The 24,609-nt window shown below is 73.6% G+C and carries 19 protein-coding genes and 1 pseudogene; 16 read left to right on the forward strand and 4 right to left on the reverse strand.

What is annotated here, in order from left to right:
- Positions 1–59: 59 nt before the first annotated feature.
- Positions 60–1,967: an outer membrane protein assembly factor BamB family protein gene (locus tag ACSU53_RS21155; RefSeq protein WP_437033318.1), complete on the reverse strand. Its 1,908-nt coding sequence runs from the start codon at positions 1,965–1,967 to the stop codon at positions 60–62.
- Positions 1,968–2,301: 334 nt separating this feature from the next.
- On the opposite strand from ACSU53_RS21155, the gene ACSU53_RS21160 reads away from it, so the two are divergent.
- From ACSU53_RS21160 to ACSU53_RS21175, 4 genes and pseudogenes are all read left to right on the forward strand, one after another.
- Positions 2,302–3,132, forward strand: a complete 831-nt coding sequence (locus tag ACSU53_RS21160) for an arylamine N-acetyltransferase family protein (RefSeq protein WP_437029968.1) — start codon at positions 2,302–2,304, stop codon at positions 3,130–3,132.
- Positions 3,133–3,167: 35 nt separating this feature from the next.
- Positions 3,168–3,413: a hypothetical protein gene (locus ACSU53_RS21165; protein WP_437029970.1), complete on the forward strand. Its 246-nt coding sequence runs from the start codon at positions 3,168–3,170 to the stop codon at positions 3,411–3,413.
- Between the two features lie 63 nt (positions 3,414–3,476).
- Positions 3,477–4,466: a DNA polymerase III subunit delta gene (gene holA, locus ACSU53_RS21170; RefSeq protein WP_437029972.1), complete on the forward strand. Its 990-nt coding sequence runs from the start codon at positions 3,477–3,479 to the stop codon at positions 4,464–4,466.
- A 6-nt stretch (positions 4,467–4,472) separates the two neighbouring features.
- A pseudogene (locus ACSU53_RS21175) lies at positions 4,473–4,655 on the forward strand (nuclear transport factor 2 family protein); the annotation flags it as partial.
- A 268-nt stretch (positions 4,656–4,923) separates the two neighbouring features.
- On the opposite strand, the gene rpsT reads toward ACSU53_RS21175, so the two are convergent.
- The gene (gene rpsT, locus ACSU53_RS21180) at positions 4,924–5,190 is read right to left on the reverse strand and encodes a 30S ribosomal protein S20 (RefSeq protein ID WP_164334931.1); all 267 of its coding nucleotides are present in this window, start codon (positions 5,188–5,190) and stop codon (positions 4,924–4,926) included.
- Positions 5,191–5,458: 268 nt separating this feature from the next.
- Here rpsT and lepA point away from each other — a divergent pair, with 268 nt between their 5' ends.
- The 4 genes from lepA (at position 5,459) to hemW (ending at position 13,378) form a co-directional block, all read left to right on the forward strand.
- A complete protein-coding gene (lepA, locus tag ACSU53_RS21185) occupies positions 5,459–7,327 on the forward strand; it encodes a translation elongation factor 4 (protein WP_437029974.1) in 1,869 nt (622 codons plus the stop codon).
- A 259-nt stretch (positions 7,328–7,586) separates the two neighbouring features.
- Positions 7,587–9,461: an AMP-dependent synthetase/ligase gene (locus ACSU53_RS21190; protein ID WP_437029975.1), complete on the forward strand. Its 1,875-nt coding sequence runs from the start codon at positions 7,587–7,589 to the stop codon at positions 9,459–9,461.
- 317 nt (positions 9,462–9,778) lie between these two features.
- Positions 9,779–12,118 (forward strand): SpoIIE family protein phosphatase, encoded by a 2,340-nt coding sequence (locus tag ACSU53_RS21195; protein WP_437029977.1) that lies wholly within the window; start codon positions 9,779–9,781, stop codon positions 12,116–12,118.
- Between the two features lie 27 nt (positions 12,119–12,145).
- A complete protein-coding gene (gene hemW / locus ACSU53_RS21200) occupies positions 12,146–13,378 on the forward strand; it encodes a radical SAM family heme chaperone HemW (RefSeq protein ID WP_437029979.1) in 1,233 nt (410 codons plus the stop codon).
- Between the two features lie 15 nt (positions 13,379–13,393).
- Here hemW and ACSU53_RS21205 read toward each other — a convergent pair whose 3' ends face one another.
- Positions 13,394–14,200 (reverse strand): DUF3097 domain-containing protein, encoded by an 807-nt coding sequence (locus tag ACSU53_RS21205; protein WP_437029981.1) that lies wholly within the window; start codon positions 14,198–14,200, stop codon positions 13,394–13,396.
- Positions 14,201–14,228: 28 nt separating this feature from the next.
- Positions 14,229–14,954, reverse strand: a complete 726-nt coding sequence (locus tag ACSU53_RS21210; protein ID WP_437029983.1) for an MBL fold metallo-hydrolase — start codon at positions 14,952–14,954, stop codon at positions 14,229–14,231.
- A gap of 169 nt (positions 14,955–15,123) precedes the next feature.
- Here ACSU53_RS21210 and hrcA point away from each other — a divergent pair, with 169 nt between their 5' ends.
- The 8 genes from hrcA (at position 15,124) to ACSU53_RS21250 (ending at position 24,576) form a co-directional block, all read left to right on the forward strand.
- The gene (gene hrcA, locus ACSU53_RS21215; protein WP_437029985.1) at positions 15,124–16,140 is read left to right on the forward strand and encodes a heat-inducible transcriptional repressor HrcA; all 1,017 of its coding nucleotides are present in this window, start codon (positions 15,124–15,126) and stop codon (positions 16,138–16,140) included.
- Positions 16,140–17,276 carry a molecular chaperone DnaJ gene (gene dnaJ / locus ACSU53_RS21220; protein ID WP_437029987.1) on the forward strand — a complete coding sequence of 379 codons (1,137 nt, stop codon included), beginning with the start codon at positions 16,140–16,142 and terminating at the stop codon, positions 17,274–17,276. Before hrcA ends, dnaJ begins: the two co-directional genes overlap by 1 nt.
- Before the next feature lie 180 nt (positions 17,277–17,456).
- A complete protein-coding gene (locus tag ACSU53_RS21225; protein ID WP_437029989.1) occupies positions 17,457–18,530 on the forward strand; it encodes a nitronate monooxygenase in 1,074 nt (357 codons plus the stop codon).
- Positions 18,527–19,267: a 16S rRNA (uracil(1498)-N(3))-methyltransferase gene (locus ACSU53_RS21230; RefSeq protein ID WP_437029991.1), complete on the forward strand. Its 741-nt coding sequence runs from the start codon at positions 18,527–18,529 to the stop codon at positions 19,265–19,267. Before ACSU53_RS21225 ends, ACSU53_RS21230 begins: the two co-directional genes overlap by 4 nt.
- A gap of 178 nt (positions 19,268–19,445) precedes the next feature.
- Complete coding sequence (locus tag ACSU53_RS21235) at positions 19,446–19,973, forward strand: hypothetical protein (protein WP_437029992.1); 528 nt, start codon at positions 19,446–19,448, stop codon at positions 19,971–19,973.
- A gap of 46 nt (positions 19,974–20,019) precedes the next feature.
- Positions 20,020–23,229 (forward strand): S41 family peptidase, encoded by a 3,210-nt coding sequence (locus ACSU53_RS21240; RefSeq protein ID WP_437029994.1) that lies wholly within the window; start codon positions 20,020–20,022, stop codon positions 23,227–23,229.
- A 74-nt stretch (positions 23,230–23,303) separates the two neighbouring features.
- Positions 23,304–23,657 (forward strand): histidine triad nucleotide-binding protein, encoded by a 354-nt coding sequence (locus ACSU53_RS21245; protein WP_362089439.1) that lies wholly within the window; start codon positions 23,304–23,306, stop codon positions 23,655–23,657.
- A gap of 13 nt (positions 23,658–23,670) precedes the next feature.
- On the forward strand, positions 23,671–24,576 hold the full coding sequence (locus tag ACSU53_RS21250) for a ribonuclease Z (protein WP_437029996.1): 906 nt from the start codon (positions 23,671–23,673) through the stop codon (positions 24,574–24,576).
- Positions 24,577–24,609 lie beyond the last annotated feature (33 nt).

Genomic DNA, 24,609 nt, shown 5'->3' on the forward strand with positions numbered 1-24,609 from the left:
TCGACGTACGTGGTGCGCTCCGGCCGGAACGTCCCGGCGGTGTGCCGTGTCCGGCCGGTTCACCGGGCCCCGCGCGGGGGGAGGGGTACGGCCTGCACCGTGCAGTTCCAGGTCCCGATGTAGGCGTGGTCGTGGGCGATGAGCGGGGGCGCGTGCATGCTCCCCTCGGTGATGCGCTGCCAGCGGACGGTGCCGGTCGAGGCGTCGAAGGCGGTCAGCGTGTCGTCGGTGCCGACGTACAGGGTGCCGTCGTGGTGCACGGGGAGACACGTGAGGCGCTTCGTGCTCGAGGAGCACCACACCGGGTGGCCGGTCGTCGTGGAGTGGGCCCGTACCGTGCCCTGGGCGGTCCCGACGTAGAGCAGGTCACCGCCGGGGACGGGCCCGGTGCGGACGGGTGGACCGTCCACCATGCGCCACTTCTCCCGTCCGGTACGGGCGTCGATGGCGCACAGCACGCCGGTCCGGCCGGCGACGAAGAGGGTCCCCCGGGACTGTGCGGGAGCGCCCACCGGATCCGGGACCTGCGGAAGCCGTGCCGTCTCCGTGCCGTCGAGCAGGGACAGGGCGCGCAGACGTCCCTGCCAGCCCGAGACGAACACGACGTCGTTGGCCACGGTGGGGCGGTGGAAGACCGGTCCCGTGTCCCGGTCGCTGATCCACAGGCGGGTGCCGGTGCGCGCCGAGACGCAGTGGACGGACCCGTCGCGCGCGCTCGCCACCAGGCGGTCACCGGTCACGGCCGGGGCGAAGAGACCGCTGTTCCCGGCGGGGTAGACCCAGCGGGTGGACCCGTCCGCGGTGTCCAGGGCGACCAGCGTGCGGTCCGAGCAGGGAACGTAGAGCAGGCCGTGGTCGGCGGCAGGGGTGTGCTCGATGCGGGCGGCGAGGGCGCGTTGCCACTTCAGGTGTCCGTCGAGGGCGTCCACCAGCGAGACGGATCCGTCGAGGGAGCACAGGGCGACGCCCCGGCCCGTGTCGACGGGGGAGGTGAAGTGGGCGCGCCCGCCGAGCGGGTGGAGCCAGCCGGACGGGGTGCGGCCGGAGCGGGCCGAGGCGGGAAGGAAGGAGCGGACCCGTTCCAGGTGACGCAGGACCGTGTCCCGGGCGCCCTCGGGCAGCCAGGGGGCGCGGCCGTCCGTGCCGTCGGGCGGCGGGACGCGGTGGTCCGCGAGCAGGGTGAGCAGGCCGGGGGCGGTCACGCGGTCGTCGCGATGCGGCCGGGTGCACGCCGACACGATCGCCCGCAGCGGTTCTGCCAGCCCGCTGAGGGCGTCGGCGGGCAGCCCGGCGCCCGGGTGCCGGTGGACGGCATCGGGATCGGTGCCGTCCAGGGAGGCCAGGTCGGTCCGGTCCATCGGGGTGCCGGTCGCCGCGTACCTGAGTGTCAGACCGAAGGAGAACACGTCGCTGGAGTAGTCCGCGATGCCGAGCATCTGCTCGGGTGCCATGTAGGCGCGGGTGCCGACGTTCTGGGTCGGCAAGGTCCAGGTGTGGTCCAGGCGGCGCACGATCCCGAAGTCGATGAGGCGCAGGGTGCCGTCCGCCAGGACCAGGATGTTCGACGGCTTGAGGTCGCGGTGCACGATCCTGTTGTTCCGCAGCCGCATCAGGAGGGGCGCGAGTTCCCCCGCCAGGCCGAGGGTCTGCGCGGTGTCGAGCGGACCGTGCGCGTCAAGAACCGATTGCAGGTCCATGCCGGGTACGTATTCGGTCGCGAACCACGGGCGTTCGCCGTTCGGGTCGGACGCGATGACTTCCAGCGTTCCTTCGGCGTCCATATCGCGCAGGGCGAGAATTTCCCGGCGGAAGAGACGCAACAGGTATTCGTCCGAGAGGCAGTCCTTTCGCAGCACCTTCACGACCGCCGGTGTGGCCCGCGCGCCGGGCCGGGCGTGGTGACTGCCCAGGTAGACGGTCGCCATTCCGCCCATTCCCAGGACGGCGTGCAAGGTGAACGGCCCCATGTGCGACGGATCGCCGGGCTGTAGTTCCTCCACGTCCTCTTCACTCCCCCCTGCTGAAAAGGACCGTACTTCCGGCTGCGTCGCAGCGCCCGGGGAATGAGACGTCCGAATGCGTTCGAAGCGACGGAAGCGTTCCCGGGAAGGTGAGGATACTGGATGACTGGCTTATATGTGTATGGAGGACGAGGTGAAGAGGGAGCGGGCAGGGGAGTGCGAAAGGATGGCGCTTTCTTTTTCTTTTACGGGCGTTGAATGATTGACCATGGTCGAATTGTGATCGCATGAGATCGTCTGCGGGCTTCAACAGGGCCCGAGGACGGACAAGACTGTCGGCATGGACGCAACGAGGATCGATGCCTACCTGTCCCGCCTCGGCGCCGAGCACCCTGCCCGGCCCACCTCGCAGGCGCTGCGCGACCTGCACCTGCGGCACCTGCGGACCGTGCCGTTCGAGAACCTCTCGCTGCACCTCGGCGAGGAGATCCTGCTGGACGAGAAGCGCCTCGTCGAGAAGGTGGTGGACGCGGGCCGGGGCGGGTTCTGCTACGAACTCAACGGCGCCTTCGGGGCGTTGCTCACCGCCCTCGGCTACGACGTCACCCTGCTCGCGGCGCGGGTGTACGGGGACGGGGGCCGGCTCGGCATCCCCTACGACCATCTCGCGCTGCGGGTGCGGACGGCGGACGGCGGTGACTGGCTGGCCGACGTCGGGTTCGGGGCGCACTGCCATCTGCCCCTGGCCTTCCAGGACCGGGGGGACCAGGCCGACCCCGGGGGCACGTTCCGGATCGCGGTGGCGGCACCGGACGCGGCCGGGGTGCGGGGCGGGCACCGGGACGCGCCCGAGGCGGCGGACCTGGACGTGAGCGTGGACGGCCGGCCCGTCTACCGGCTGGAGGTCCGGCCCCGGGCCCTCGGCGACTTCACCGCCGGGGTGTGGTGGCACAGCACGTCACCCGTCTCCCACTTCACCCGCTCCCTGGTCTGCTCCCGGCTCACCGACGACGGCGGCCGGATCACCCTCGCCGGACGGCGGCTCACGGTCACGGCCCCGGACGGCACCCGGCAGGAGCGCACCCTGGAGCGGGACGCGGAGGTGCTGGCGGTGTACCGGACGCGGTTCGGGATCGAGCCGGCCGCGGTGCCCGAGGTGCGGGGGGCCTGACCGGGCCGCCGGGGCCGTGCCCGACAATGACTCGTGTGAGCGATGTACGACATGTGCTGGTGCTGCCCGACCGGGACGCGGCGGAGGAGGTCGTCCAGGCCCTGGCGGAACGGTTCGGGACCGACGAGGAGCCGCTGGTCGTCCGGGACGCCCTGGCGGGTGAGGACGACGCCGAGGACGCCCAGTGGCTGGTCGTCCTGCGCGACGAACGCGGCGTGCTGGACCCCGGGGAGCTGGACGAGTTCGCCGGGGAATGGGAGGGCTGGCGCGAGGAGCCGTAGGGCGGCGGCCCGGCCGCCCCGGGGCCGCCCCCGCTGTCGGTGGCGCGTGGGATGCTGGTCGCGATGGCCAGGAAGAACGCATCCGACGACCCCCTCGCCCCGGTGACGCTCGCCGTGGGCCAGGAGGACCTGCTGCTGGACCGCGCCGTGCGGGAGGTGGTGGCCGCCGCGAAGGCCGCCGACGCCGACACGGACGTCCGGGACCTCACCCCCGACCAGCTCCAGCCCGGCACGCTCGCCGAGCTGACCAGCCCCTCGCTGTTCGCGGAGCGCAAGGTCGTGGTCGTGCGCAACGCGCAGGACCTGTCGGCCGACACGGTCAAGGACGTGAAGGCGTACCTCGGGGCGCCCGCCGAGGAGATCACGCTGGTCCTGCTGCACGCGGGCGGCGCCAAGGGCAAGGGGCTGCTGGACGCGGCCCGCAAGGCGGGGGCGCGGGAGGTGGCGTGCCCGAAGATGACCAAGCCGGCCGACCGGCTGGCCTTCGTGCGGGGCGAGTTCCGCACCGCAGGACGGTCCGCCACCCCGGAGGCCTGCCAGGCGCTGGTCGACGCCATCGGCAGCGACCTGCGGGAGCTCGCGTCGGCGGTCTCCCAGCTCGCCGCCGACGTCGAGGGCACCATCGACGAGGAAGTGGTCGGCCGGTACTACACGGGCCGGGCCGAGGCGTCCAGCTTCACCGTCGCCGACCGCGCGGTCGAGGGACGGGTGGCCGACGCGCTGGAGGCGCTGCGCTGGTCGCTGTCGACGGGGGTGGCGCCGGTGCTCCTCACCAGCGCCCTCGCCCAGGGCGTACGGGCCATCGGCAAGCTGTCGGCGGCGCGCGGCGGCCGGCCGGCCGACCTGGCCCGGGAGCTGGGCATGCCGCCGTGGAAGATCGACCGGGTGCGGCAGCAGGCGCGCGGCTGGACGCCGGACGGTGTCGCCGTGGCGCTGCGCGCGGTCGCCGAGGCGGACGCCGGTGTCAAGGGCGGCGGGGAGGACCCGGAGTACGCCCTGGAGAAGGCGGTCGTCACCATCGCCCGCGCGGCCCGCTCCCGCGGCAGGACCTGACCCGGCATGGAGCACGTCCTCGTCGACGGCCGGGGCCACGCGGTGGCCGTCCACCGCTTCCGGGCCGAGCGGCAGGGCCGCAGGATCGACGAGGCCGGCTGCATCGTCTTCCGCATCGTCGGTGACAGGATCACCGACCTCGACGAGTGCGTGGCGGACATCGACACGGCCGACGCGTTCTGGTCGTAGCGCCCGGGCCGCGTACCCGCCCCACGATCCTCCGGGGCGCACCCGAACCCGCAGAGCCGAAGGACCCCCGCCGAGCCGAAGGACCCCCGTCAAGCCGAAGGACCCCGCCGGCCCCCCGGGGAAGGGGGCGGACGGGGTCCTGCGGTGAAGCCGTTGAGCCCGTACCCGCGTGGCGAACGCAGGCCGCGTACGGGCTCGGGGTGCCGGTCGGGGGCGGATGAGAGAGGGCCCGCCCGGGTCCTTCCGGCGATCAGATCAAAGGAGTGGTTCAGCCCTTGACGGACGCGACCTTCTGCGCCAGCGCCGACTTCTTGTTGGCGGCCTGGTTCTTGTGGATGACGCCCTTGGAGACGGCCTTGTCGAGCTGACGCGCGGCGACGCGCTGGTACTCGGTGGCCTTCTCGACGTCACCCGCGGCAGCGGCCTCGCGGGCCTTGCGGATCGCGGTCTTCAGAGACGACTTGACGGCCTTGTTGCGCAGCCGCGCCTTCTCGTTGGTCTTGTTCCGCTTGATCTGGGACTTGATGTTCGCCACGAATGAGCCTCTACAGGTTCTGGCACGGCGCCGCCCGGTGCCGCGGGCATGCGGCGCCGCACGAATCCGTGCCGGGTGATTTTCCGATCGGTGTCCCGTGCTGAGAGGGCACGAGACACAGCCCCCCACACTAGCAGTGGCCCTTTCGGTGGCCCAAACCCGTCCCGGGTCCCCACCCGTGGGACCATGGAAGCTACGTAACGATCCGACCCGAGACCGCAGACGCACCAGCACACGTATGCGGACGCCTCAAGAATCAGGACCCTGCGTGCCCGCGATCCCTAGCCATGTGCCCGAGCCGAGCCGTACCGACCCGGCTCTGATCCGCAACTTCTGCATCATCGCGCACATCGACCACGGCAAGTCGACACTCGCCGACCGGATGCTCCAGCTGACCGGTGTGGTCGAGCAGCGGCAGATGCGCGCCCAGTACCTCGACCGCATGGACATCGAGCGCGAGCGCGGCATCACCATCAAGTCCCAGGCGGTGCGGCTGCCGTGGGCGCCGACCCACGACAAGAGCGCCACGCACATCCTCAACATGATCGACACCCCCGGGCACGTCGACTTCACGTACGAGGTGTCGCGCTCGCTCGCCGCCTGCGAGGGCACGATCCTCCTGGTGGACGCCGCCCAGGGCATCGAGGCCCAGACGCTCGCCAACCTGTACCTGGCGATGGAGAACGACCTCACCATCATCCCGGTGCTCAACAAGATCGACCTGCCGGCCGCGCAGCCCGAGAAGTTCGCGGAGGAGCTGGCGAACCTGGTCGGCTGCGAGCCCGACGACGTCCTGCGGGTCTCGGCGAAGACCGGACTGGGCGTGGAGACGCTGCTGGACAAGGTCGTCGCCGAGGTGCCCGCGCCGGTCGGCGTCAAGGACGCCCCCGCCCGCGCGATGATCTTCGACTCGGTGTACGACTCCTATCGCGGTGTCGTGACCTACGTGAGGGTCGTCGACGGCCAGCTCAACAAGCGCGAGCGGATCCGGATGATGTCGACCGGCGCCACGCACGAGCTGCTGGAGATCGGCACCAACTCGCCCGAGATGCTCTCCTCGGACGGCCTCGGCGTCGGCGAGGTGGGCTACCTCATCACCGGTGTGAAGGACGTCCGCCAGTCCAAGGTCGGTGACACCGTCACCACCCAGCACAAGGGCGCCGAGGAGCCGCTGGGCGGGTACAAGGACCCCAAGCCCATGGTCTTCTCGGGACTGTATCCACTGGACGGCTCCGACTACCCGCTGCTGCGCGAGGCCCTGGACAAGCTCCAGCTCAACGACGCCGCCCTGGTCTACGAGCCGGAGACCTCCGCCGCCCTCGGCTTCGGTTTCCGCGTCGGCTTCCTCGGTCTGCTGCACCTGGACGTGATCCGGGAGCGCCTGGAGCGCGAGTTCGGGCTCGACCTGATCGCCACCGCGCCCAACGTGGTCTACCGCGTGCTCATGGAGGACGGCACCGAGCACACCGTCACCAACCCGAGCGAGTTCCCCGAGGGCAAGATCGACGAGGTGTACGAGCCGGTCGTGCGGGCCACGATCCTCGCGCCCAGCGAGTTCATCGGCGGGATCATGGAGCTGTGCCAGAACCGGCGCGGCACCCTGCTCGGCATGGACTACCTCTCCGAGGACCGGGTGGAGATCCGCTACACCCTGCCGCTCGCGGAGATCGTCTTCGACTTCTTCGACCAGCTGAAGTCCAAGACCCGCGGCTACGCCTCCCTGGACTACGAGCCCACCGGCGAGCAGAGCTCCAGCCTGGTGAAGGTCGACATCCTGCTGCACGGCGACAAGGTGGACGCGTTCTCCGCGATCACCCACAAGGACCAGGCGTACGCGTACGGCGTGCGGCTCGTCGCCAAGCTGAAGGAGCTGATCCCGCGGCAGGCGTTCGAGGTGCCCGTGCAGGCCGCCATCGGCTCGCGCGTCATCGCCCGCGAGACCATCCGCGCCATCCGCAAGGACGTCCTCGCCAAGTGCTACGGCGGTGACATCAGCCGGAAGCGCAAGCTGCTGGAGAAGCAGAAGGAGGGCAAGAAGCGGATGAAGATGGTGGGCTCCGTGGAGGTGCCGCAGGAGGCCTTCATCGCCGTCCTCTCCAGTGACGACGGCGGGGGATCGGGCAAGGGCAAGAAGTAACCGGACGCCCGGTCCGGGGTTACTGCGGGTTACTACGCATATCGGGCGGAAAGGGGGCCCGTCGCACGCCAGTGCGGCGGGCCCCGCGCGTCGAATGGGTAGCTCTCCGTGAAAAGTGTCGGGTCGCAGCCCCTTACGCGGGCGGCGGTCGGCCTTTACTCTGTCCGTGCTCGATAGTTACTCGCGAGTTAAACAACGGCGTGCGAGTGAACCCAGCCGCACTGAGCCAGCCGCACCGTAGCGGGCCCCGGAGGATGTCTTGAGCGACACACAGACTTTGATCGAGAACCGTCCGCCGAGCGTGGCGGCCCTCTTCCTGGAGCGTGTGGCGTCCACACCGGAGGCGGAGGCGTACCGCTACCCCGTCCCGGCCGCCTCCGGCACCGGCCCGGACGACTGGAAGTCGCTGACCTGGAAGCAGACGGCGGACCGGGTCGGCGCCATCGCCGCCGGTCTGGTCGAGCTGGGGGTGAACCCCGAGGAGCGCGTCGCCCTGGCCTCCTCCACCCGGGTCGAGTGGATCCTCGCCGACCTCGGCATCCTCTGCGCGGGCGCCGCCACCACCACGGTCTACCCGCAGACCAACGCCGACGAGTCCGCCTACATCCTGTCCGACTCGCAGAGCAAGGTGCTCATCGCGGAGAACGCCGAGCAGGCCGCCAAGGCGGTCGCCAAGCGTGACGAGCTGCCCGACCTCACCCACGTCGTGGTGATCGACCCGGAGGGCGCGGCGACCGACGACTTCGTGATCACCCTCGGCGAGCTGGAGCGCCGCGGCGCGGCCCGGCTCGAGAAGGAACCGGAGCTGATCAAGGAACGCGTCGCCGCGATCACCAAGGACCAGCTCGCCACCCTCATCTACACCTCCGGCACCACCGGCCGCCCCAAGGGCGTCCGCCTGCCGCACGACAACTGGGCCTACATGGCCCGTGCGATCCCCGCCACCGGCATGGTCCACGGCGACGACGTGCAGTACCTCTGGCTGCCGCTGGCCCACGTCTTCGGTAAGGTGCTCATCTCCGGCCAGATCGCGGTCGGCCACGTCACCGCCGTCGACGGCCGCGTCGACAAGATCATCGAGAACCTGCCGGTGGTCCAGCCGACCTACATGGCGGCCGTGCCGCGCATCTTCGAGAAGGTCTACAACGGCGTGGCCGCCAAGGCGAAGGCCGGCGGCGGTGCCAAGTACAAGATCTTCCAGTGGGCCGCCGGGGTCGCCCGCGAGTACGCCAAGGTCACCCAGGACAACTTCCGCCGCACCGGCACCGCGAGCGCGCCCTTCGGCCTGCGCACGAAGCACGGCATCGCCGACAAGCTGGTGTACGCCAAGATCCGCGACGCCTTCGGCGGCAACCTGCGCGCCTGCATCTCCGGCTCCGCCGCGCTCGCCCCGGACATCGGCTTCTTCTTCGCCGGCGCCGGCGTGCACATCCTGGAGGGTTACGGGCTCACCGAGTCCTCCGCGGCCTCCTTCGTCAACCCCGGCGAGGCCTACCGCACCGGCACCGTCGGCAAGCCGCTGCCCGGCACCGAGGTGCGGATCGCCGACGACGGCGAGATCCTGCTGCGCGGCCCCGGCATCATGGAGGGCTACCACAACCTGCCCGACAAGACCTCCGAGGTCCTGGAGGAGGACGGCTGGTTCCACACCGGTGACATCGGCGAGCTGTCGCCCGACGGCTACCTGCGCATCACCGACCGCAAGAAGGACCTGATCAAGACCTCCAGCGGCAAGTACATCGCGCCCGCCGAGGTCGAGGGCCAGTTCAAGGCGGTCTGCCCCTACGTCTCCAACATCCTGGTGCACGGCGCCGACCGGAACTACTGCACCGCCCTCATCGCCCTCGACGAGGCCGCCCTCACCGCCTGGGCGGCGGAGAACGGCATGGAGGGCAAGTCCTACGCGGACATCGTCGCCGCCCCGGCCACCGTCGAGATGGTCGACGGCTACGTCCAGCAGCTCAACGAGGGCCTGCAGCGCTGGCAGACCATCAAGAAGTTCCGCCTCCTGCCGCGCGACCTCGACGTCGAGCACGGCGAGATCACCCCGAGCCTGAAGCTGAAGCGGCCCGTGGTGGAGCGCGAGTACAAGCACCTCATCGAGGAGATGTACGAGGGCACGCGCGAGGCGTGATCCCTGATGCAGGAGCGGGGCGGGGCTCCGGACCGGCACGGTCCGGGGCCCCGCCCCACTGCTGCCCCCTCCGCACGGCATCCTTCCCGTCCCTCCGCTCGTCTCGCCCTGCCCTCCGCCTCGCGCGTCGTCTCGCCCTTCGCTGTGCATCCTGATCGGAAACGAACGCCCTTCTGTCCGTTCCTGAGCATCCGGCGAGCACTGTTCCCCGTTCGGGCGGTCCACTTCGGTAACTCCTTGCTCATGGACCGGGTCGGTCTGTCACCCTGTCGGCAACGATCGGCGTGTCTTCGTACGAACTGCCCGGGGAGCTGCCCATGGGGGCCATTCCGACCCAACGGGAGACCACCTCGCGCGCCCGTGAGGCGCCGGAGTGCGCGCGGGCGGACGCGACGCTCACCGGAAGTCCCCTCGCGCCCGGCTCCGCCCGGGCCGTGGTGCGGGCGGCGCTCGCCGAGTGGACCGCGCACGCGCTGCCCGGCACCGAACACCTCACCGCCCGCGCCGGCGACGACGCCGAACTGATCGCCAGCGAACTCGTCACCAACGCCGTGGTCCACGCCGGGACCGAGGTACGGCTCACCTGCCGTCTGGAGGACGGCACCGGCGCGCTGGTCGTCGAGGTGAGCGACCGCCACCCCGCGCGCCCCCCGCGCGACGGCGAACCGGAGACGGCACCGCACCTCGTCCCCGAGTTCGGCCGGGGCCTGCGCCTGGTCGCCGCGCTCTGCGAGGTGTGGGGCGTGACCTACCGGCCCGGCGAGAAGACGGTGTGGGCCCGGCTGCGGCCCGGCGGCCGACCGGAGGCGGAGGGCGTCGAGGCGTACGCGGTGGAGCGCACTCCGGCGCACGACCGGAGCCCGGCGCGGGCGCCCGCGCGGCAGGCGCCGGGCGCCCCCGGGGGCCCGGCCGCCCCCGTGGCTCCGGACGCGCCGGGGGAGCGGCAGCCGCAGCCGGGGGACACCCGCGCCGGCGAGGACGCGTGGGCCGGCGGGGACCCCCGCGCCGGTGACGACGCCGGGCACGGCTCCCGGGCCGGGGCGGGCGCCCAGACCCCGGCCGGAACGAGCCCGCGGCCCGGGGACCCGGCCCAGGACGCCGGAACCGGCCCGGGGCACCCCGGCACCCCGGCCGGCGGGCGCTCACACGCCCCTCGCACCCCTTCCCACGCCCCCCACGCCCCCCAAGCCCCCCACGGCGCCCCGGCCGCCCCGGTCACCCATGACGCCCCCGGCGACCCCGGCACCCACGGCACCCAATGCACCGCAGCATTCCCCCGCTTCCCCGCCGACGACCGGCCCGCCCGCCGGGGCCGCGCCGACGGCGCCTGGCTCGGGCGCGGGGCGCTGTCCTTCCTGGCCGAGGCGTCCGACCTGCTCGCCGGGCAGCTGGACGAGGACCTGGTCACCGCCCTCACCGGCCAGCTGATCGTGCCCCGGCTGGCGGACTGGTGCGCGGTGTGGCTGGCCGACGAGGTCACCCCGCACGGCGGCTGGAGCGGCGGCCGGGCCGCCCACGCGGGCGGCCCGGCCCGGGTCTGGCACGCGGGCGAACACCTCATCGAGGAGCTGCGCGCGGCCCTGGACCGCGACCCGCCGCAGCTCCCCGACCCGTTACGCCCCGGGCCCGCCCCCTACCCGTGGCCCGCCAAGGCCCTCGACACCGGCGCGAACCCGTCGCCGGGCGCCGGGGCGTCCGGCACCGCCCTCGCCTACCCGCTCGTCGCCGGCGGGCGGTCCGTGGGGACCCTGGTCATCGGGCGGGCCGGCATCGAGCGTTTCCCCGACGAGATCACCGGACTCGTGGAGGACCTCGGCCGGCGCGTGGCGCTCGCCATCGGCGCCGCCCGCCAGTACGCCCGGCAGGCCACCATCAGCTCCGTGCTCCAGCGCGGGCTGCTGCCCGGCGCCGTCGCCGAGATCCCGGGCCTGCGCAGCGCCCTCGTCCACGAACCCTGCGACAAGGGCGGACCCAGCGGCGACTTCTACGACCTCTTCCCGGCCGGCCGCGGCCGCTGGTGCTTCGCGGTCGGCGACGTCCAGGGCAAGGGCCCGGAGGCGGCCGTCGTCATCGGCCTGGTCCGGCCCTGGCTGCGGTTGCTGGCCCGCGAGGGCTACCGCGTCGCGGACGTCCTGGACCGCCTCAACCAGCTGTTGTTGGACGACGCCACCGAGGCCGCCGACGCCGCGGCCCGCGCCCTCGTCGCCGCCGGGGCCCGCCCCACCGCGCCCGGCGACGGCCCCCAGACCCGCTTCCTCTCCCTCCTCTACGGCGAACTCGTCCCCGTCGACGGCGGCGTCCGCTGCACCGTCGCCTCCGCCGGGCACCCCCTGCCGCTGCTCCTAGGCCCCGACGGCACCGTCCGTACGGTGGCCCGGCCGCAGACCCTGCTCGGCGTCGTCGAGGACGCCACGTACGGCAGCGACTCCTTCGAGCTGCGTTCCGGCGACACCCTGCTCTGCGTCACCGACGGGGTCACCGAGCGGCGCTCCGGCTCGCGGCAACTGGACGACGGGGACGGGCTCGCCCTGGCGCTGGCGAGCTGCGCCGGCCTGGACGCCGGGACGACGGTGGAGCGCCTCACCCGCCTCGTGCACGACTTCGGGGACGATCCGCCCGCGGACGATCTCGCCCTGATGGTGCTCCAGGCCGAGTGACCCCACGGGTGCGGGACAATGGAGCACATGCCCTCCGCACTCCCCGACGGCGAGCCCGTCCCCGCCGACGGTGCCCTGCCCGCCCCCGCGCTCTCCGGGGCGGCCGGCCGCCCCCTCGGCTTCTACCTGCACGTCCCGTACTGCGCCACCCGCTGCGGCTACTGCGACTTCAACACCTACACCGCCACCGAGCTGCGCGGCTCCGGCGGTGTGCTGGCCTCCCGCGACAACTACGCCGCCACGCTCGTCGACGAGGTACGGCTGGCCCGGAAGGTGCTCGGGGACGACCCGCGCGAGGTCCGCACGGTGTTCGTCGGCGGCGGCACGCCCACCCTGCTGGCGGCCGGTGACCTGGTGCGGATGCTGGACGCGATCCGGGAGGAGTTCGGGCTGGCCGCCGACGCCGAGGTGACCACGGAGGCGAACCCGGAGTCCGTCGACCCGGCCTACCTGGCGGCCCTGCGCGAGGGCGGCTTCAACCGGATCTCCTTCGGCATGCAGAGCGCCCGGCAGCACGTGCTGAAGGTCCTGGACCGCACCCACACCCCCGGCCGTCCCGAGGCGTGCGTCGCCGAGGCCCGCGCCGCGGGTTTCGACCACGTCAACCTCGACCTGATCTACGGCACCCCCGGCGAGTCCGACGACGACTGGCGGGCCTCCCTGGACGCGGCCGTCGGCGCCGGCCCCGACCACGTCTCGGCGTACGCGCTCATCGTCGAGGAGGGCACGCAGCTCGCCCGCCGCATCCGGCGCGGCGAGGTCCCGATGACCGACGACGACGTGCACGCGGACCGCTACCTGATCGCCGAGGAGGCCCTGTCGGATGCCGGCTTCTCCTGGTACGAGGTGTCGAACTGGGCGGCCTCGGACGCCGGGCGCTGCCTGCACAACGAGCTGTACTGGCGCGGCGCCGACTGGTGGGGCGCGGGCCCCGGCGCGCACTCCCACGTGGGCGGGGTGCGCTGGTGGAACGTCAAGCACCCCGGCGCGTACGCGGCGGCGCTGGCGCAGGGGCGGTCCCCGGGCGCCGGGCGGGAGCTGCTGTCGGACGAGGACCGGCGGGTGGAGCGGATCCTGCTGGAGCTGCGGCTGGAGGAGGGCGTGCCCCTGTCGCTCCTGCGCGCGGACGGCCTGGCGGCGGCCGGCCGGGCGCTGCGCGACGGGCTGCTGCGCCCGGCCGCGTACGAGGAGGGCCGCGCGGCCCTCACCCTGCGCGGGCGGCTGCTGGCGGACGCGGTGGTGCGGGACCTGGTGGACTGACCGCGGGCGTCCGCCTCAGCCGGCGGGCGCCGTGACGAAGTCGATCAGCTCTTCGACCCGGCCCAGCAGCTCCGGCTCCAGGTCCTTGTACGAGCGGACCCGGCCCAGGATGTGCTGCCAGGCCGCCCCGGTGTTCTCCGGCCACCCCAGCGCCCGGCACACCCCCGTCTTCCAGTCCTGGCCGCGCGGCACCCGGGGCCAGCCGGGGATGCCCACCGCGGAGGGCTTCACCGCCTCCCAGACGTCGATGTACGGGTGGCCCACCACCAGCGCGTGTTCACTGGTCACGGCCTCGGCGATGCGCCACTCCTTGGAGCCCGGCACGAGGTGGTCGACCAGGACGCCCAGGCGCGCGTCGGGGCCGGGGGAGAAGTCCTCGACGACCGACGGCAGGTCGTCCACGCCCTCCAGGTACTCCACGACCACGCCCTCGATGCGCAGGTCGTCGCCCCACACCTTCTCGACCAGCTCCGCGTCGTGCCGCCCCTCGACGTAGATGCGGCCGGCGCGGGCGACCCGCGCGCGGGCGCCCGGCACCGCGACGGAGCCGGACGCCGTACGGCTGGGGCGCGACGGGCCGGAGGCGGGCCGCACCAGCGTCACCACACGGCCCTCCAGCAGGAAGCCGCGCGGCTCCAGCGGGAACACCCGGTGCTTGCCGAAACGGTCCTCCAGGGTCACCGTGCCGGCCTCGCAGCGGATCACCGCACCGCAGAAACCGGTGCCCGGCTCCTCGACCACCAGACCGGGGTCGGCGGGCACCTCGGGCACCGGACGGGACGTCTTCCAGGGAGGGGTCAGGTCGGCGGAGTACTGGCGCATCCTGCCGACGATACGGTGGCACGGCCGGTCACGAGTGCCCCGACACGCCGAACCGGGCCGCCAGCGCGTCGCGTTGGGCGCGCACGAACGCCGCGTCGACCACCGCCCCGTGACCGGGCACGTACCGGGCGTCCGCGCCGCCCAGCGCGAGCAGCCGGTCCAGGGCGTCCGGCCAGCGGGACGGCACCGCGTCCGGGCCCGCCTGCGGCTGTCCGGACTCCTCGACCAGATCGCCGCAGAACACCACGGGCGGGTCGCCCGGGACCAGGACGGCGAGGTCCCGCGCGGTGTGCCCGGGGCCCGCGTTCACCAGCACCGCCTCCCGGCCGCCGCCGAGGTCCACGACCACGTCGCCGGACACCTCGTGCCCCGGGCGGACCAGCGCGTCCGCCGCCCCGGCCGCCTCCCGCTCGTCCAGCCCGTGCCGCACCGCGTCGGCGCGCAGCCCCTCCGCCGACCACGCCGCCGCCGGACCGACGGCGGCGAACACCTCCGCGCCCGCGAACACCGCCGCCCCGAGGACGTGGTCGAAGTGGGGGTGGGTCAGCGCGAGATGCGTCACACGCCGGCCGGCGAGCAGCTGGGCGCCGGCCCGCACCCGCGCGCCCTCGCGCAGACTCGAACCGGCGTCGACCAGCAGCGCGCCGCCGGTACCGGTGACGAGTCCCACCGTGCAGTCCCACACCGGAAGGCGGCACCGGAAGACCCCCGGCGCCACCCGTTCCCATCCCGACACGTCCCGAACCGAGGTCATACCGCGACGCTAGCGGGCAGAACGCCCACCTGCGCGAACCGGTCGGGCCGGGCCTTGCCCGGGGCGTACTCCCCGGCCGTACACTGGGCCGGGGAAGTCTGGCACTCGCATGCGAAGAGTGCCAGGACCAGGAACGGGCAGCGGCGGATTGCTTCTGGAGGTGTGCGCGATGCTCAGTGAACGCAGGCTCCAGGTGCTGCGCGCCATCGTTCAGGACTATGTCGGCACCGAGGAGCCGGTGGGCTCCAAGGCGCTCACCGAACGGCACAACCTCGGCGTCTCCCCGGCCACCGTGCGCAACGACATGGCGGCCCTGGAGGACGAGGGCTACATCGCCCAGCCGCACACCAGCGCCGGGCGCATCCCCACCGACAAGGGCTACCGCCTCTTCGTCGACAAGCTCGCCGGGGTCAAGCCGATGAGCCCGCCCGAGCGGCGCGCCATCCAGAACTTCCTCGAGGGCGCCGTCGACCTGGACGACGTGGTGGCCCGGACGGTGCGGCTGCTCGCGCAGCTGACCCGGCAGGTGGCCGTCGTGCAGTACCCGTCGCTGACCCGCTCGACGGTGCGGCACGTGGAACTGCTCTCGCTCGCCCCGGCCCGCCTGATGCTCGTGCTGATCACGGACACCGGCCGGGTCGAGCAGCGCATGGTGGACTGCCCGGCGCCCTTCGGCGAGGCGGCCCTGGCGGACCTGCGGGCGCGGCTCAACAGCCGGGTCGCGGGCCGCCGGTTCACCGACGTGCCCAGCCTGGTCGAGGACCTCGCGGAGGCGTTCGAACCGGAGGACCGGGGCGCGGTGTCGACCGTGCTCTCCACCCTCCTGGAGACCCTCGTCGAGGACAACGAGGAACGGCTGATGATCGGCGGCACCGCCAATCTCACCCGCTTCGGGCACGACTTCCCCCTGGTGATCCGACCCGTCCTGGAGGCACTCGAGGAGCAGGTCGTGCTCCTCAAGCTGCTCGGCGAGGCGAAGGATCCGGGCGTGACCGTCCGTATCGGTCACGAGAACGCCCACGAAGGACTCAACTCCACGTCCGTCGTGTCGGTCGGCTACGGTTCGGGCGGCGAAGCAGTCGCCAAACTGGGTGTGGTCGGACCGACCCGCATGGACTACCCGGGAACGATGGGAGCGGTACGCGCAGTGGCACGGTACGTCGGACAGATCCTGGCGGAGTCGTAGTGGCCACGGACTACTACGCCGTACTCGGCGTGCGCCGCGACGCGTCGCAGGAAGAGATCAAGAAGGCCTTCCGGCGGCTCGCCCGCGAGCTCCACCCGGACGTCAACCCGGATCCCAAGACCCAGGAGCGGTTCAAGGAGATCAACGCCGCCTACGAGGTGCTGTCGGACCCGCAGAAGAAGCAGGTCTACGACCTCGGCGGCGACCCCCTGGCGCAGGCGGCCGGCGGCGGCGCGGGCGGCTTCGGGGCCGGCGGCTTCGGCAACTTCTCCGACATCATGGACGCGTTCTTCGGCACGGCGTCGCAGCGCGGACCGCGCTCGCGCACCCGCCGGGGCCAGGACGCGATGATCCGCATCGAGGTCGAGCTCGACGAGGCCGCGTTCGGCACCACCAAGGACATCCAGGTCGACACCGCCGTCGTCTGTACCACGTGCAGCGGCGAGGGCGCCGCGCCCGGCACCACCGCGCAGACCTGCGACATGTGCCGCGGCCGCGGTGAGGTCTCCCAGGTCACCCGGTCCTTCCTGGGCCAGGTCATGACCTCGCGCCCCTGCCCGCAGTGCCAGGGCTTCGGCACCGTCGTGCCCACGCCGTGCCCGGAATGCGCCGGCGACGGCCGCATCCGCTCCCGGCGCACCCTCACCGTCAAGATCCCGGCCGGTGTCGACAACGGCACCCGCATCCAGCTCGCCGGTGAGGGGGAGGTCGGCCCCGGCGGCGGTCCCGCCGGCGACCTCTACGTCGAGATCCACGAGCTGCCGCACCCCACCTTCCAGCGGCGCGGCGACGACCTGCACTGCACGGTGACCATCCCCATGACGGCGGCGGCCCTCGGTACCAAGGTGCCGCTGGAGACGCTGGACGGCATGGAGGAGGTCGACATCCGGCCCGGTACCCAGTCCGGCCAGTCGATCCCGCTGCACGGCAGGGGCGTCACGCACCTGCGCGGCGGCGGCCGGGGCGACCTCGTCGTGCACGTCGAGGTGCAGACCCCGTCCAAGCTGGACCCGGAGCAGGAGCGCCTGCTGCGGGAACTGGCCAAGCTGCGCGGCGAGGAGCGTCCCCAGGGGCAGTTCCAGCCCGGCCAGCAGGGCCTGTTCTCCCGCCTGAAGGACGCCTTCAACGGCCGCTGACCGGCGCCCCGGGACCGGTCCGTCACCGGTCCCGGCCCGGCCCCCGGCCGCTGCCGTGAGCCGGTCCCGCCGGCCGGTCCGGGCCCTCTCCGGCCCGCCCCACGGGCCTCGCGCCGAACGGAATGTGCCAGGGGGAAGGGCCAATTCGGACTCGTCCGGAGGACGTGACAACATGCCGTCATGTCCTCCGCGCTGACCGATCTCCTCCCGCACCCGATCGTGCAGGCCCCGATGGCGGGAGGGGTCGCCGTGCCGGGCCTCGCCGCCGCGGTGTCCGACGCCGGCGGGCTCGGGTTCCTGGCCGCCGGGTACAAGACCGCGGACGGGATGTACCAGGAGATCAAGCAGCTGCGCGGACTGACCGGCCGCCCCTTCGGCGTCAACGTGTTCATGCCGCAGCCCGAGACCCCCGACCCGGCCGCCGTCGGCGTCTACGCCCACCAGCTGGCCGGCGAGGCGACCTGGTACGACACCGAGCTGGGCGACCCCGACAGCGGCCGCGACGACGGCTACGACGCCAAGCTGGCCGTGCTGCTCGACAACCCCGTGCCGGTGGTGTCGTTCCACTTCGGCGTGCCCGCCCCCGAGGTCCTCGAAGCCCTCCGCCGGGCCGGCACGTACACGATGGCCACCGCCACCACCCCCGAGGAGGCCCTGGCGGTGGAACGGGCGGGCGCCGACGCGGTGATCGCCCAGGGCGCCGAGGCCGGCGGTCACCAGGGCACCCACCGGGACGCCCCCGAGGCCGACGGCTCCGCCCTGGGACTGCTGTCCCTGCTCGCCCAGGTCCGCGAGACCGTCTCGATCCCCGTGGTCGCCGCCGGGGGCATCATGCGGGGCAGCCAGATCGCTGCGGTGCTCGCCGCCGGGGCCGACGCCGCCCAGCTCGGCACGGCCTTCGTCGCCACCCACGAGTCCGGGGCGCACGAGGCGCACAAGCACGCCCTGACCGACCCCCTCTACGCTCGCACCGAGCTGACCCGGGCCTTCTCCGGCCGCCCGGCCCGCGCCCTGGTCAACCGCTTCCTGCGCGAACACGGCCCCTACGCGCCCGCCGCCTACCCCGACGTGCACCACCTCACCGCCCCGCTGCGCAAGGCGGCGGCCAAGGCCGGTGACCCGCAGGGCCTGGCGCTGTGGGCGGGCCAGGGCCACCGGCTGGCGCGGGACCTGCCCGCCGCACGGCTGGTGGAGGTCCTGGCCACCGAACTCGCCGCCGCCCGGACGGCGTTGTCCGACGGAGGTGCCCGATGACCGCGCCGGTCTTCCTCGTCGACGGCTTCGACGCCGGCCCGGTGGGCCGGTACGTGCTCGACGGGCCGGAGGGACGGCACGCCGTCTCCGTCAAACGCCTGCGGGCCGGGGAGGACGTCGTCCTCACCGACGGCACGGGACGCTGGGCGGAGGGACGGGTCGAGGCGACCGAGGGCAAGGACCGGCTGATCGTGCGGCTGGACGAGGTCGTCACCGAGGAGCCCGAGACGCCCCGCCTCACCGTCGTCCAGGCCCTGCCGAAGGGCGACCGGGGCGAGGTGGCCGTCGAGACGATGACCGAGGTCGGCGTCGACGCGATCGTGCCGTGGGCCGCCTCGCGCTGCATCACCCGGTGGAAGGGCGAGCGCGGGCTGAAGTCCCTCGGCAAGTGGCGGGCCACCGCGCGGGAGGCGGGCAAGCAGTCCCGCCGGGTGCGCTTCCCCGAGGTCGCGGACCCGGCCACCTCCCAGCAGGTCGCGGCCCTGCTCGCCGGGGCGGACTTCGCGGCGGTGCTGCACGAGACCGGGACCGAGCCGCTGGCGACCGCACCGCTGCCCGGCGCCGGGCACATCGTGCTGGTGGTCGGGCCCGAGGGCGGCGTGTCGCCCGAGGAGCTGGAACTGTTCGCCGGGGCCGGCGCGCGGGTGTGCCGCCTGGGCCGGAGCGTGCTGCGCACGTCGACCGCCGGGACGGCCGCGGCGGCCCTGCTGCTCGGCCGCACCGGACGCTGGGGCTGACCCGCCTCCACCGTGCGCGACCGGCCGGTGCCGTCCCGGCGCGCCGGGGGCCGCCCGACTCCCGCCCGCGACCCCGGCCCGCCACCGGAACGGCGCGGGCGGACGCCGCGCGCGGGGGCTCGTGGCGCGGCCGAATGCGCCCTACCGCCGGGCCCCGGAGGGTGGCAGTCTGCCGTTCATGCGGGTGCTGGTGAGGAGTTGGCTGCGGCCGGTGCTCATGGCGGGGGGTGCCGTGCTCGCCGTGGGCGGCCTCGTCGCGTGCGAGCCGGGCGGACTGAGCTCCGCCGCCGTGGCGTACACCACGGACGAGACCGCGACCGAGGAGCTGGAACGGCGCAAGGCCGGTGTCCGGTGGCTGAACTGCACCGCGGACTTCGGGGAGCGGAGCGGCGCCTCGGCGTCCTCCGGCGAGAGGACCGTGGCCTCCGTCGACTGCGAGGGCGAGACCGACGACGGCAAGGACATCACCGTGACCGGGCGGATCACGCACGCCGTCAACGGCGCCTGCGTGCGCGGGAACATCGTCGCGAAGGTGGACGGCAGACAACGCTTCCGGGTCGACGGACTCGGCGACTGCGACGCCTCCACCCCGTCACCCGTCGGACAGGCCCCGGACGACGGCCCCCGCCCCACCGTGACGGTGACCGTCACCACCACCGTGTGGTGCGAGCAGTACCCCTCCTGCCGTCCCGTCGAGGGCAAGTGATCGGAACCCCTGGCCGGGGCCGCCGCCGCGTGCGTAGGGTGATCGGGTGACACAGCCTGCATCGGACGCCTCCGCCGCGTATCTCCGGTTCCCGCATCCGCACGGCGAGTTGGTCGCCTTCACCGCCGAGGACGACGTGTGGCTCGCCCCGCTCGACGGCGGCCGGGCCTGGCGGGTGAGCGCCGAGAACGTGCCGGTGGCCCACCCGCGCATCTCGCCCGACGGCACCACCGTCGCCTGGACCTCCACCCGGGACGGCGCCCCCGAGGTGCACGTCGCCCCCGTGGACGGCGGCCCCGCCCGGCGGCTGACGTACTGGGGGAGCGTCAAGACCCAGGTGCGCGGCTGGACCGCCGACGGGCAGGTGCTCGCGGTCACCACCCACGGTCAGCCCGGCATCCGCCGCACCTGGGCGCACGCCGTCCCGCTCGACGGCGGACCCGCCACCCGGCTGCCCCACGGCCCCGTCGGAGACCTGGCGTTCGGCCCGGCCACCGTGCTGCTGTCGGCCCAGATGGGCCGCGAGGCCGCCTGGTGGAAGCGCTACCGGGGCGGCACGGCGGGCAAGCTGTGGATCGACCGCGAGGGCGACGGCGAGTTCGTCCGCCTCCACGAGGACTTCGACGGCAACATCGAGTACCCGCTGTGGGTGGGCGCGGACCGGATCGCCTTCCTCTCCGACCACGAGGGCACCGGCGCGCTGTACTCCTCCCTCGCCGACGGCTCCGACCTGCGCCGCCACACGCCCCTCGGGGGCTTCTACGCCCGCCACGCGGCCACCGACGGCACCCGCGTCGTGTACTCCAGCGCCGGTGAACTGTGGATCCTGGACGACCTGGACGGCGCCGAACCGCGCCGCCTCGACGTCCGGCTGGGCGGTCAGCGCGTCGACCTCCAGCCCTTCCCGGTCAACGCCGGCCGCTGGTTCGGCTCCGCCTCCCCCGACCACACCGCGCGCGGCAGCGCCGTCTGCGTCCGCGGCACCGTCCACTGGGTGACCCACCGCTCCGGCCCCGCCCGCGCCCTGGCCGCCACCCCCGGCGTCCGGGCCCGGCGCCCGCGCACCTTCCGCGCGGACGGCGAGGAGTGGGTGGTGTGGGTGACCGACGCCGAGGGCGACGACGCCCTGGAGTTCGCGCCCGCCACCGGGCTCGCCCCGGGCGCCACCCCTCGCCGGATCGCGGCCGGACGGCTCGGCCGCGTGCTGGAACTGGCCATGGCGCCCGACGGCAGCCGGGCCGCGGTCGCCTCCCACGACGGCCGGCTGCTCCTCGTCGAACGGGAGACCGGCGAGGTCCGCGAGGTCGACCGCAGCGAGAACGGCGACGTCTCCGGGCTGGTGTTCTCGCCCGACTCCGCCTGGCTCGCCTGGTCCCACCCCGGCCCGCGCCCGCTCAGCCAGCTCCGCCTCGCCAACACCACCGACCTGTCGGTCACCGAGGCCACCCCGCTGCGCTTCCAGGACTACGCGCCCGCCTTCACCCTCGACGGCAAGCACCTGGCGTTCCTGTCCACCCGCGCCTTCGACCCGGTCTACGACGAGCACGTCTTCGACCTGGCGTTCGTCGAGGGCGCACGGCCGCACCTGATCACCCTCGCCGCGACCACCCCGTCGCCGTTCGGCCCGCAGCGCCACGGCCGGCCCTTCGAGACGCCGGACCGCGAGGAGACCCCCGACAGCGAGGGCACCCCCACCACCCGGATCGACCTGGACGGGCTCGCCGACCGGATCGTGCCGTTCCCCGTCGAGGCCGCCCGCTACTCCAACCTGCGGGCCGCCAAGGACGGGGTGCTGTGGCTGCGGCACCCGGTGCGCGGCGTGCTCGGCGCCTCCCGCGCCACCCCCGACGACCCCGACCCCAGGACCGAGCTGGAGCGCTACGACCTCGCCCAGCACCGGGTCGAGCACCTCGCCGCCGACGCCGACCACTTCGAGGTCAGCGGCGACGGCAAGCGGGTGCTGCTGTGGACCGACGGGCGGCTCAAGGTCGTCCCGAGCGACCGGCGCGCCCCGAACGACGACGACAGCGACGGCAACATCACCGTCGACCTCGGCCGCGTCCGCCAGTTCGTCGACCCCGCCGCCGAGTGGCGGCAGATGTTCGACGAGGCGGGCCGCATCATGCGCGACCACTTCTGGCACCCGGAGCTCAACGGCGTCGACTGGGACGCCGTCCTGGACCGCTACCGCCCCGTCCTCGCCCGGCTCGCCACCCACGACGACCTGGTGGACCTGCTGTGGGAGGTGCAGGGCGAACTCGGCACCTCGCACGCCTACGTCACCCCGCGCGGCGGCCACGGCGACGGCCCCCGGCAGGGCCTGCTCGGCGCGGACCTCTCCCGTCACGAGGACGGCAGCTGGCGCGTCGACCGGATCCTGCCCTCGGAGACCTCCGACCCGGACGCCCGCTCCCCGCTCGCCGCGCCCGGCGTGGCCGTCCGCCCCGGCGACGCGATCGTCGCCGTCGCCGGGCAGCCCGTCGACCCCGTCACCGGGCCCGCCCCGCTGCTGGTGGGAACCGCGGGCAAGCCGGTCGAGCTGACCGTCTCCCCGGCCGGCGGCGGCGAACCCCGGCACGCCGTCGTCGTCCCCGTCGCCGACGAGGAACCACTGCGCTACCACGCCTGGGTCGCCGACCGGCGGGCCTACGTGCACGAGACGTCCGGCGGCCGCCTCGGCTACATCCACGTCCCCGACATGCAGGCCCCCGGCTGGGCGCAGATCCACCGCGACCTGCGCGTCGAGGTGACCCGCGAGGGCCTGGTCGTGGACGTGCGGGAGAACCGCGGCGGACACACCTCCCAGCTCGTGGTGGAGAAGCTGGCCCGGCGCATCGTCGGCTGGGACCTGCCGCGCGGCATGCGGCCCGAGTCCTACCCGCGGGACGCGCCGCGCGGACCGGTCGTCGCCGTCGCCAACGAGTTCTCCGGCTCCGACGGCGACATCGTCAACGCGGCGATCAAGGCGCTCGGCATCGGCCCCGTCGTCGGCACCCGCACCTGGGGCGGCGTCGTCGGCATCGACAGCCGCTACCGCCTGGTCGACGGCACGCTCGTCACCCAGCCCAAGTACGCCTTCTGGCTGGAGGGGTACGGCTGGGGCGTGGAGAACCACGGCGTGGACCCCGACGTCGAGGTGGTGCAGCGCCCGCAGGATTACGCGGCGGGCCGCGACCCCCAGCTCGACGAGGCCGTCCGGATCGCGCTCGCTGCCCTGGAGGAGAACCCGGCCAAGGAGCCGCCCGCGCTGCCCTGACCGCGGGCCCCCACGCGGCCCCGGCGGATACGATGCCCCGGTAAGCGATCATCCGGGGCCGAGGAGGCACACCCATGGCAGGCGAGCCGCAGGACGACTGCCTGTTCTGCAAGATCGTCGCAGGACAGATCCCGGCGACGATCGTCCGCGAGACGGACACGACCGTCGCGTTCCGGGACATCAACCCGCAGGCGCCGACCCACGTCCTGGTGATCCCCAAGGCGCACCACCAGGACGCGGCGGCCCTCGCCGCGGCGGCACCCGACATCGCGGCGGACGTGCTGCGCGAGACGCAGGCCGTCGCCGACCAGGAGCAACTGGACAGCTACCGCATCGTGTTCAACACCGGCAGCGGCGCCGGCCAGACCGTCTGGCACGCCCACGCCCACGTGCTGGGCGGCCGCGGCCTCGAGTGGCCCCCCGGATAGTCCGGAGCGTCACATGTCCGTACGCGAACTGGTCGTGCTCGGCACGGCCAGCCAGGTCCCCACACGCCACCGCAACCACAACGGCTACCTGCTGCGCTGGGACGGCGAGGGCATCCTGTTCGACCCCGGCGAGGGCACGCAGCGGCAGATGCTGCGCGCCGGGGTCGCCGCGCACGACCTGAACCGGATCTGCGTCACCCACTTCCACGGCGACCACAGCCTCGGCCTCGCCGGGGTCATCCAGCGCATCAACCTGGACCGGGTCCCGCACGAGATCACCGCCCACTACCCCCGCTCCGGGCAGCGCTTCTTCGACCGGCTGCGCTACGCCACCGCCTACCGCGAGACCGTCGCCCTCACCGAGGTGCCGGTGGACACCGACGGCCCGCTCGCCCGCACCCCCGGCTACACCCTCGATGCACGCCGCCTCTCCCACCCCGTGGAGTCCTACGGCTACCGGCTCACCGAGCCCGACGGGCGCCGCATGCTCCCGGACCGGCTCGCCGCGCACGGCATCACGGGCCCCGACGTCGGCCGCCTGCAGCGGGACGGCGTCCTCGGCGGGGTGCGGCTGGAGGACGTCAGCGAGGTGCGGCGCGGGCAGAGCTTCGCGTTCGTGATGGACACCCGGCTGTGCGAGGGGGTGCACGCGCTCGCCGAGGGCTGCGACCTGCTCGTCATCGAGTCGACCTTCCTCGACGAGGACGAGCAACTCGCCGCCGATCACGGTCACCTGACGGCAGGTCAGGCCGCCCGGGTCGCCCGGGACGCGGGCGTGCACCACCTCGTCCTCACCCACTTCAGCCAGCGCTACTCCGACCCGGCCGCGTTCGAACGGCAGGCCCGCGCCGCCGGGTTCGAGGGCGAGCTGACCGTGGCCCACGACCTGCTCAGGGTGCCGCTGCCCAAGCGCCGCTGACACGGTCCCCAGGCACCGGGTCGTACGATGCTT

The sequence above is a fragment of the Streptomyces sp. enrichment culture genome, assembly GCF_964273255.1.
Classification (GTDB): domain Bacteria; phylum Actinomycetota; class Actinomycetes; order Streptomycetales; family Streptomycetaceae; genus Streptomyces.

What these genes read in the sequence shown, in the direction of transcription:
- hemW (WP_437029979.1), top strand. Translation starts at nt 12,146, where the DNA reads ATGCCCTCCGCACTCCCCGACGGCGAGCCCGTCCCCGCCGACGGTGCC.
- holA (WP_437029972.1), top strand. Translation starts at nt 3,477, where the DNA reads ATGGCCAGGAAGAACGCATCCGACGACCCCCTCGCCCCGGTGACGCTC.
- ACSU53_RS21155 (WP_437033318.1), bottom strand. Translation starts at nt 1,967, where the DNA reads ATGGGGCCGTTCACCTTGCACGCCGTCCTGGGAATGGGCGGAATGGCG.
- ACSU53_RS21245 (WP_362089439.1), top strand. Translation starts at nt 23,304, where the DNA reads ATGGCAGGCGAGCCGCAGGACGACTGCCTGTTCTGCAAGATCGTCGCA.
- ACSU53_RS21250 (WP_437029996.1), top strand. Translation starts at nt 23,671, where the DNA reads ATGTCCGTACGCGAACTGGTCGTGCTCGGCACGGCCAGCCAGGTCCCC.
- ACSU53_RS21210 (WP_437029983.1), bottom strand. Translation starts at nt 14,954, where the DNA reads ATGACCTCGGTTCGGGACGTGTCGGGATGGGAACGGGTGGCGCCGGGG.
- ACSU53_RS21195 (WP_437029977.1), top strand. Translation starts at nt 9,779, where the DNA reads ATGGGGGCCATTCCGACCCAACGGGAGACCACCTCGCGCGCCCGTGAG.
- ACSU53_RS21205 (WP_437029981.1), bottom strand. Translation starts at nt 14,200, where the DNA reads ATGCGCCAGTACTCCGCCGACCTGACCCCTCCCTGGAAGACGTCCCGT.
- ACSU53_RS21160 (WP_437029968.1), top strand. Translation starts at nt 2,302, where the DNA reads ATGGACGCAACGAGGATCGATGCCTACCTGTCCCGCCTCGGCGCCGAG.
- ACSU53_RS21235 (WP_437029992.1), top strand. Translation starts at nt 19,446, where the DNA reads ATGCGGGTGCTGGTGAGGAGTTGGCTGCGGCCGGTGCTCATGGCGGGG.
- ACSU53_RS21225 (WP_437029989.1), top strand. Translation starts at nt 17,457, where the DNA reads ATGTCCTCCGCGCTGACCGATCTCCTCCCGCACCCGATCGTGCAGGCC.
- hrcA (WP_437029985.1), top strand. Translation starts at nt 15,124, where the DNA reads ATGCTCAGTGAACGCAGGCTCCAGGTGCTGCGCGCCATCGTTCAGGAC.
- ACSU53_RS21230 (WP_437029991.1), top strand. Translation starts at nt 18,527, where the DNA reads ATGACCGCGCCGGTCTTCCTCGTCGACGGCTTCGACGCCGGCCCGGTG.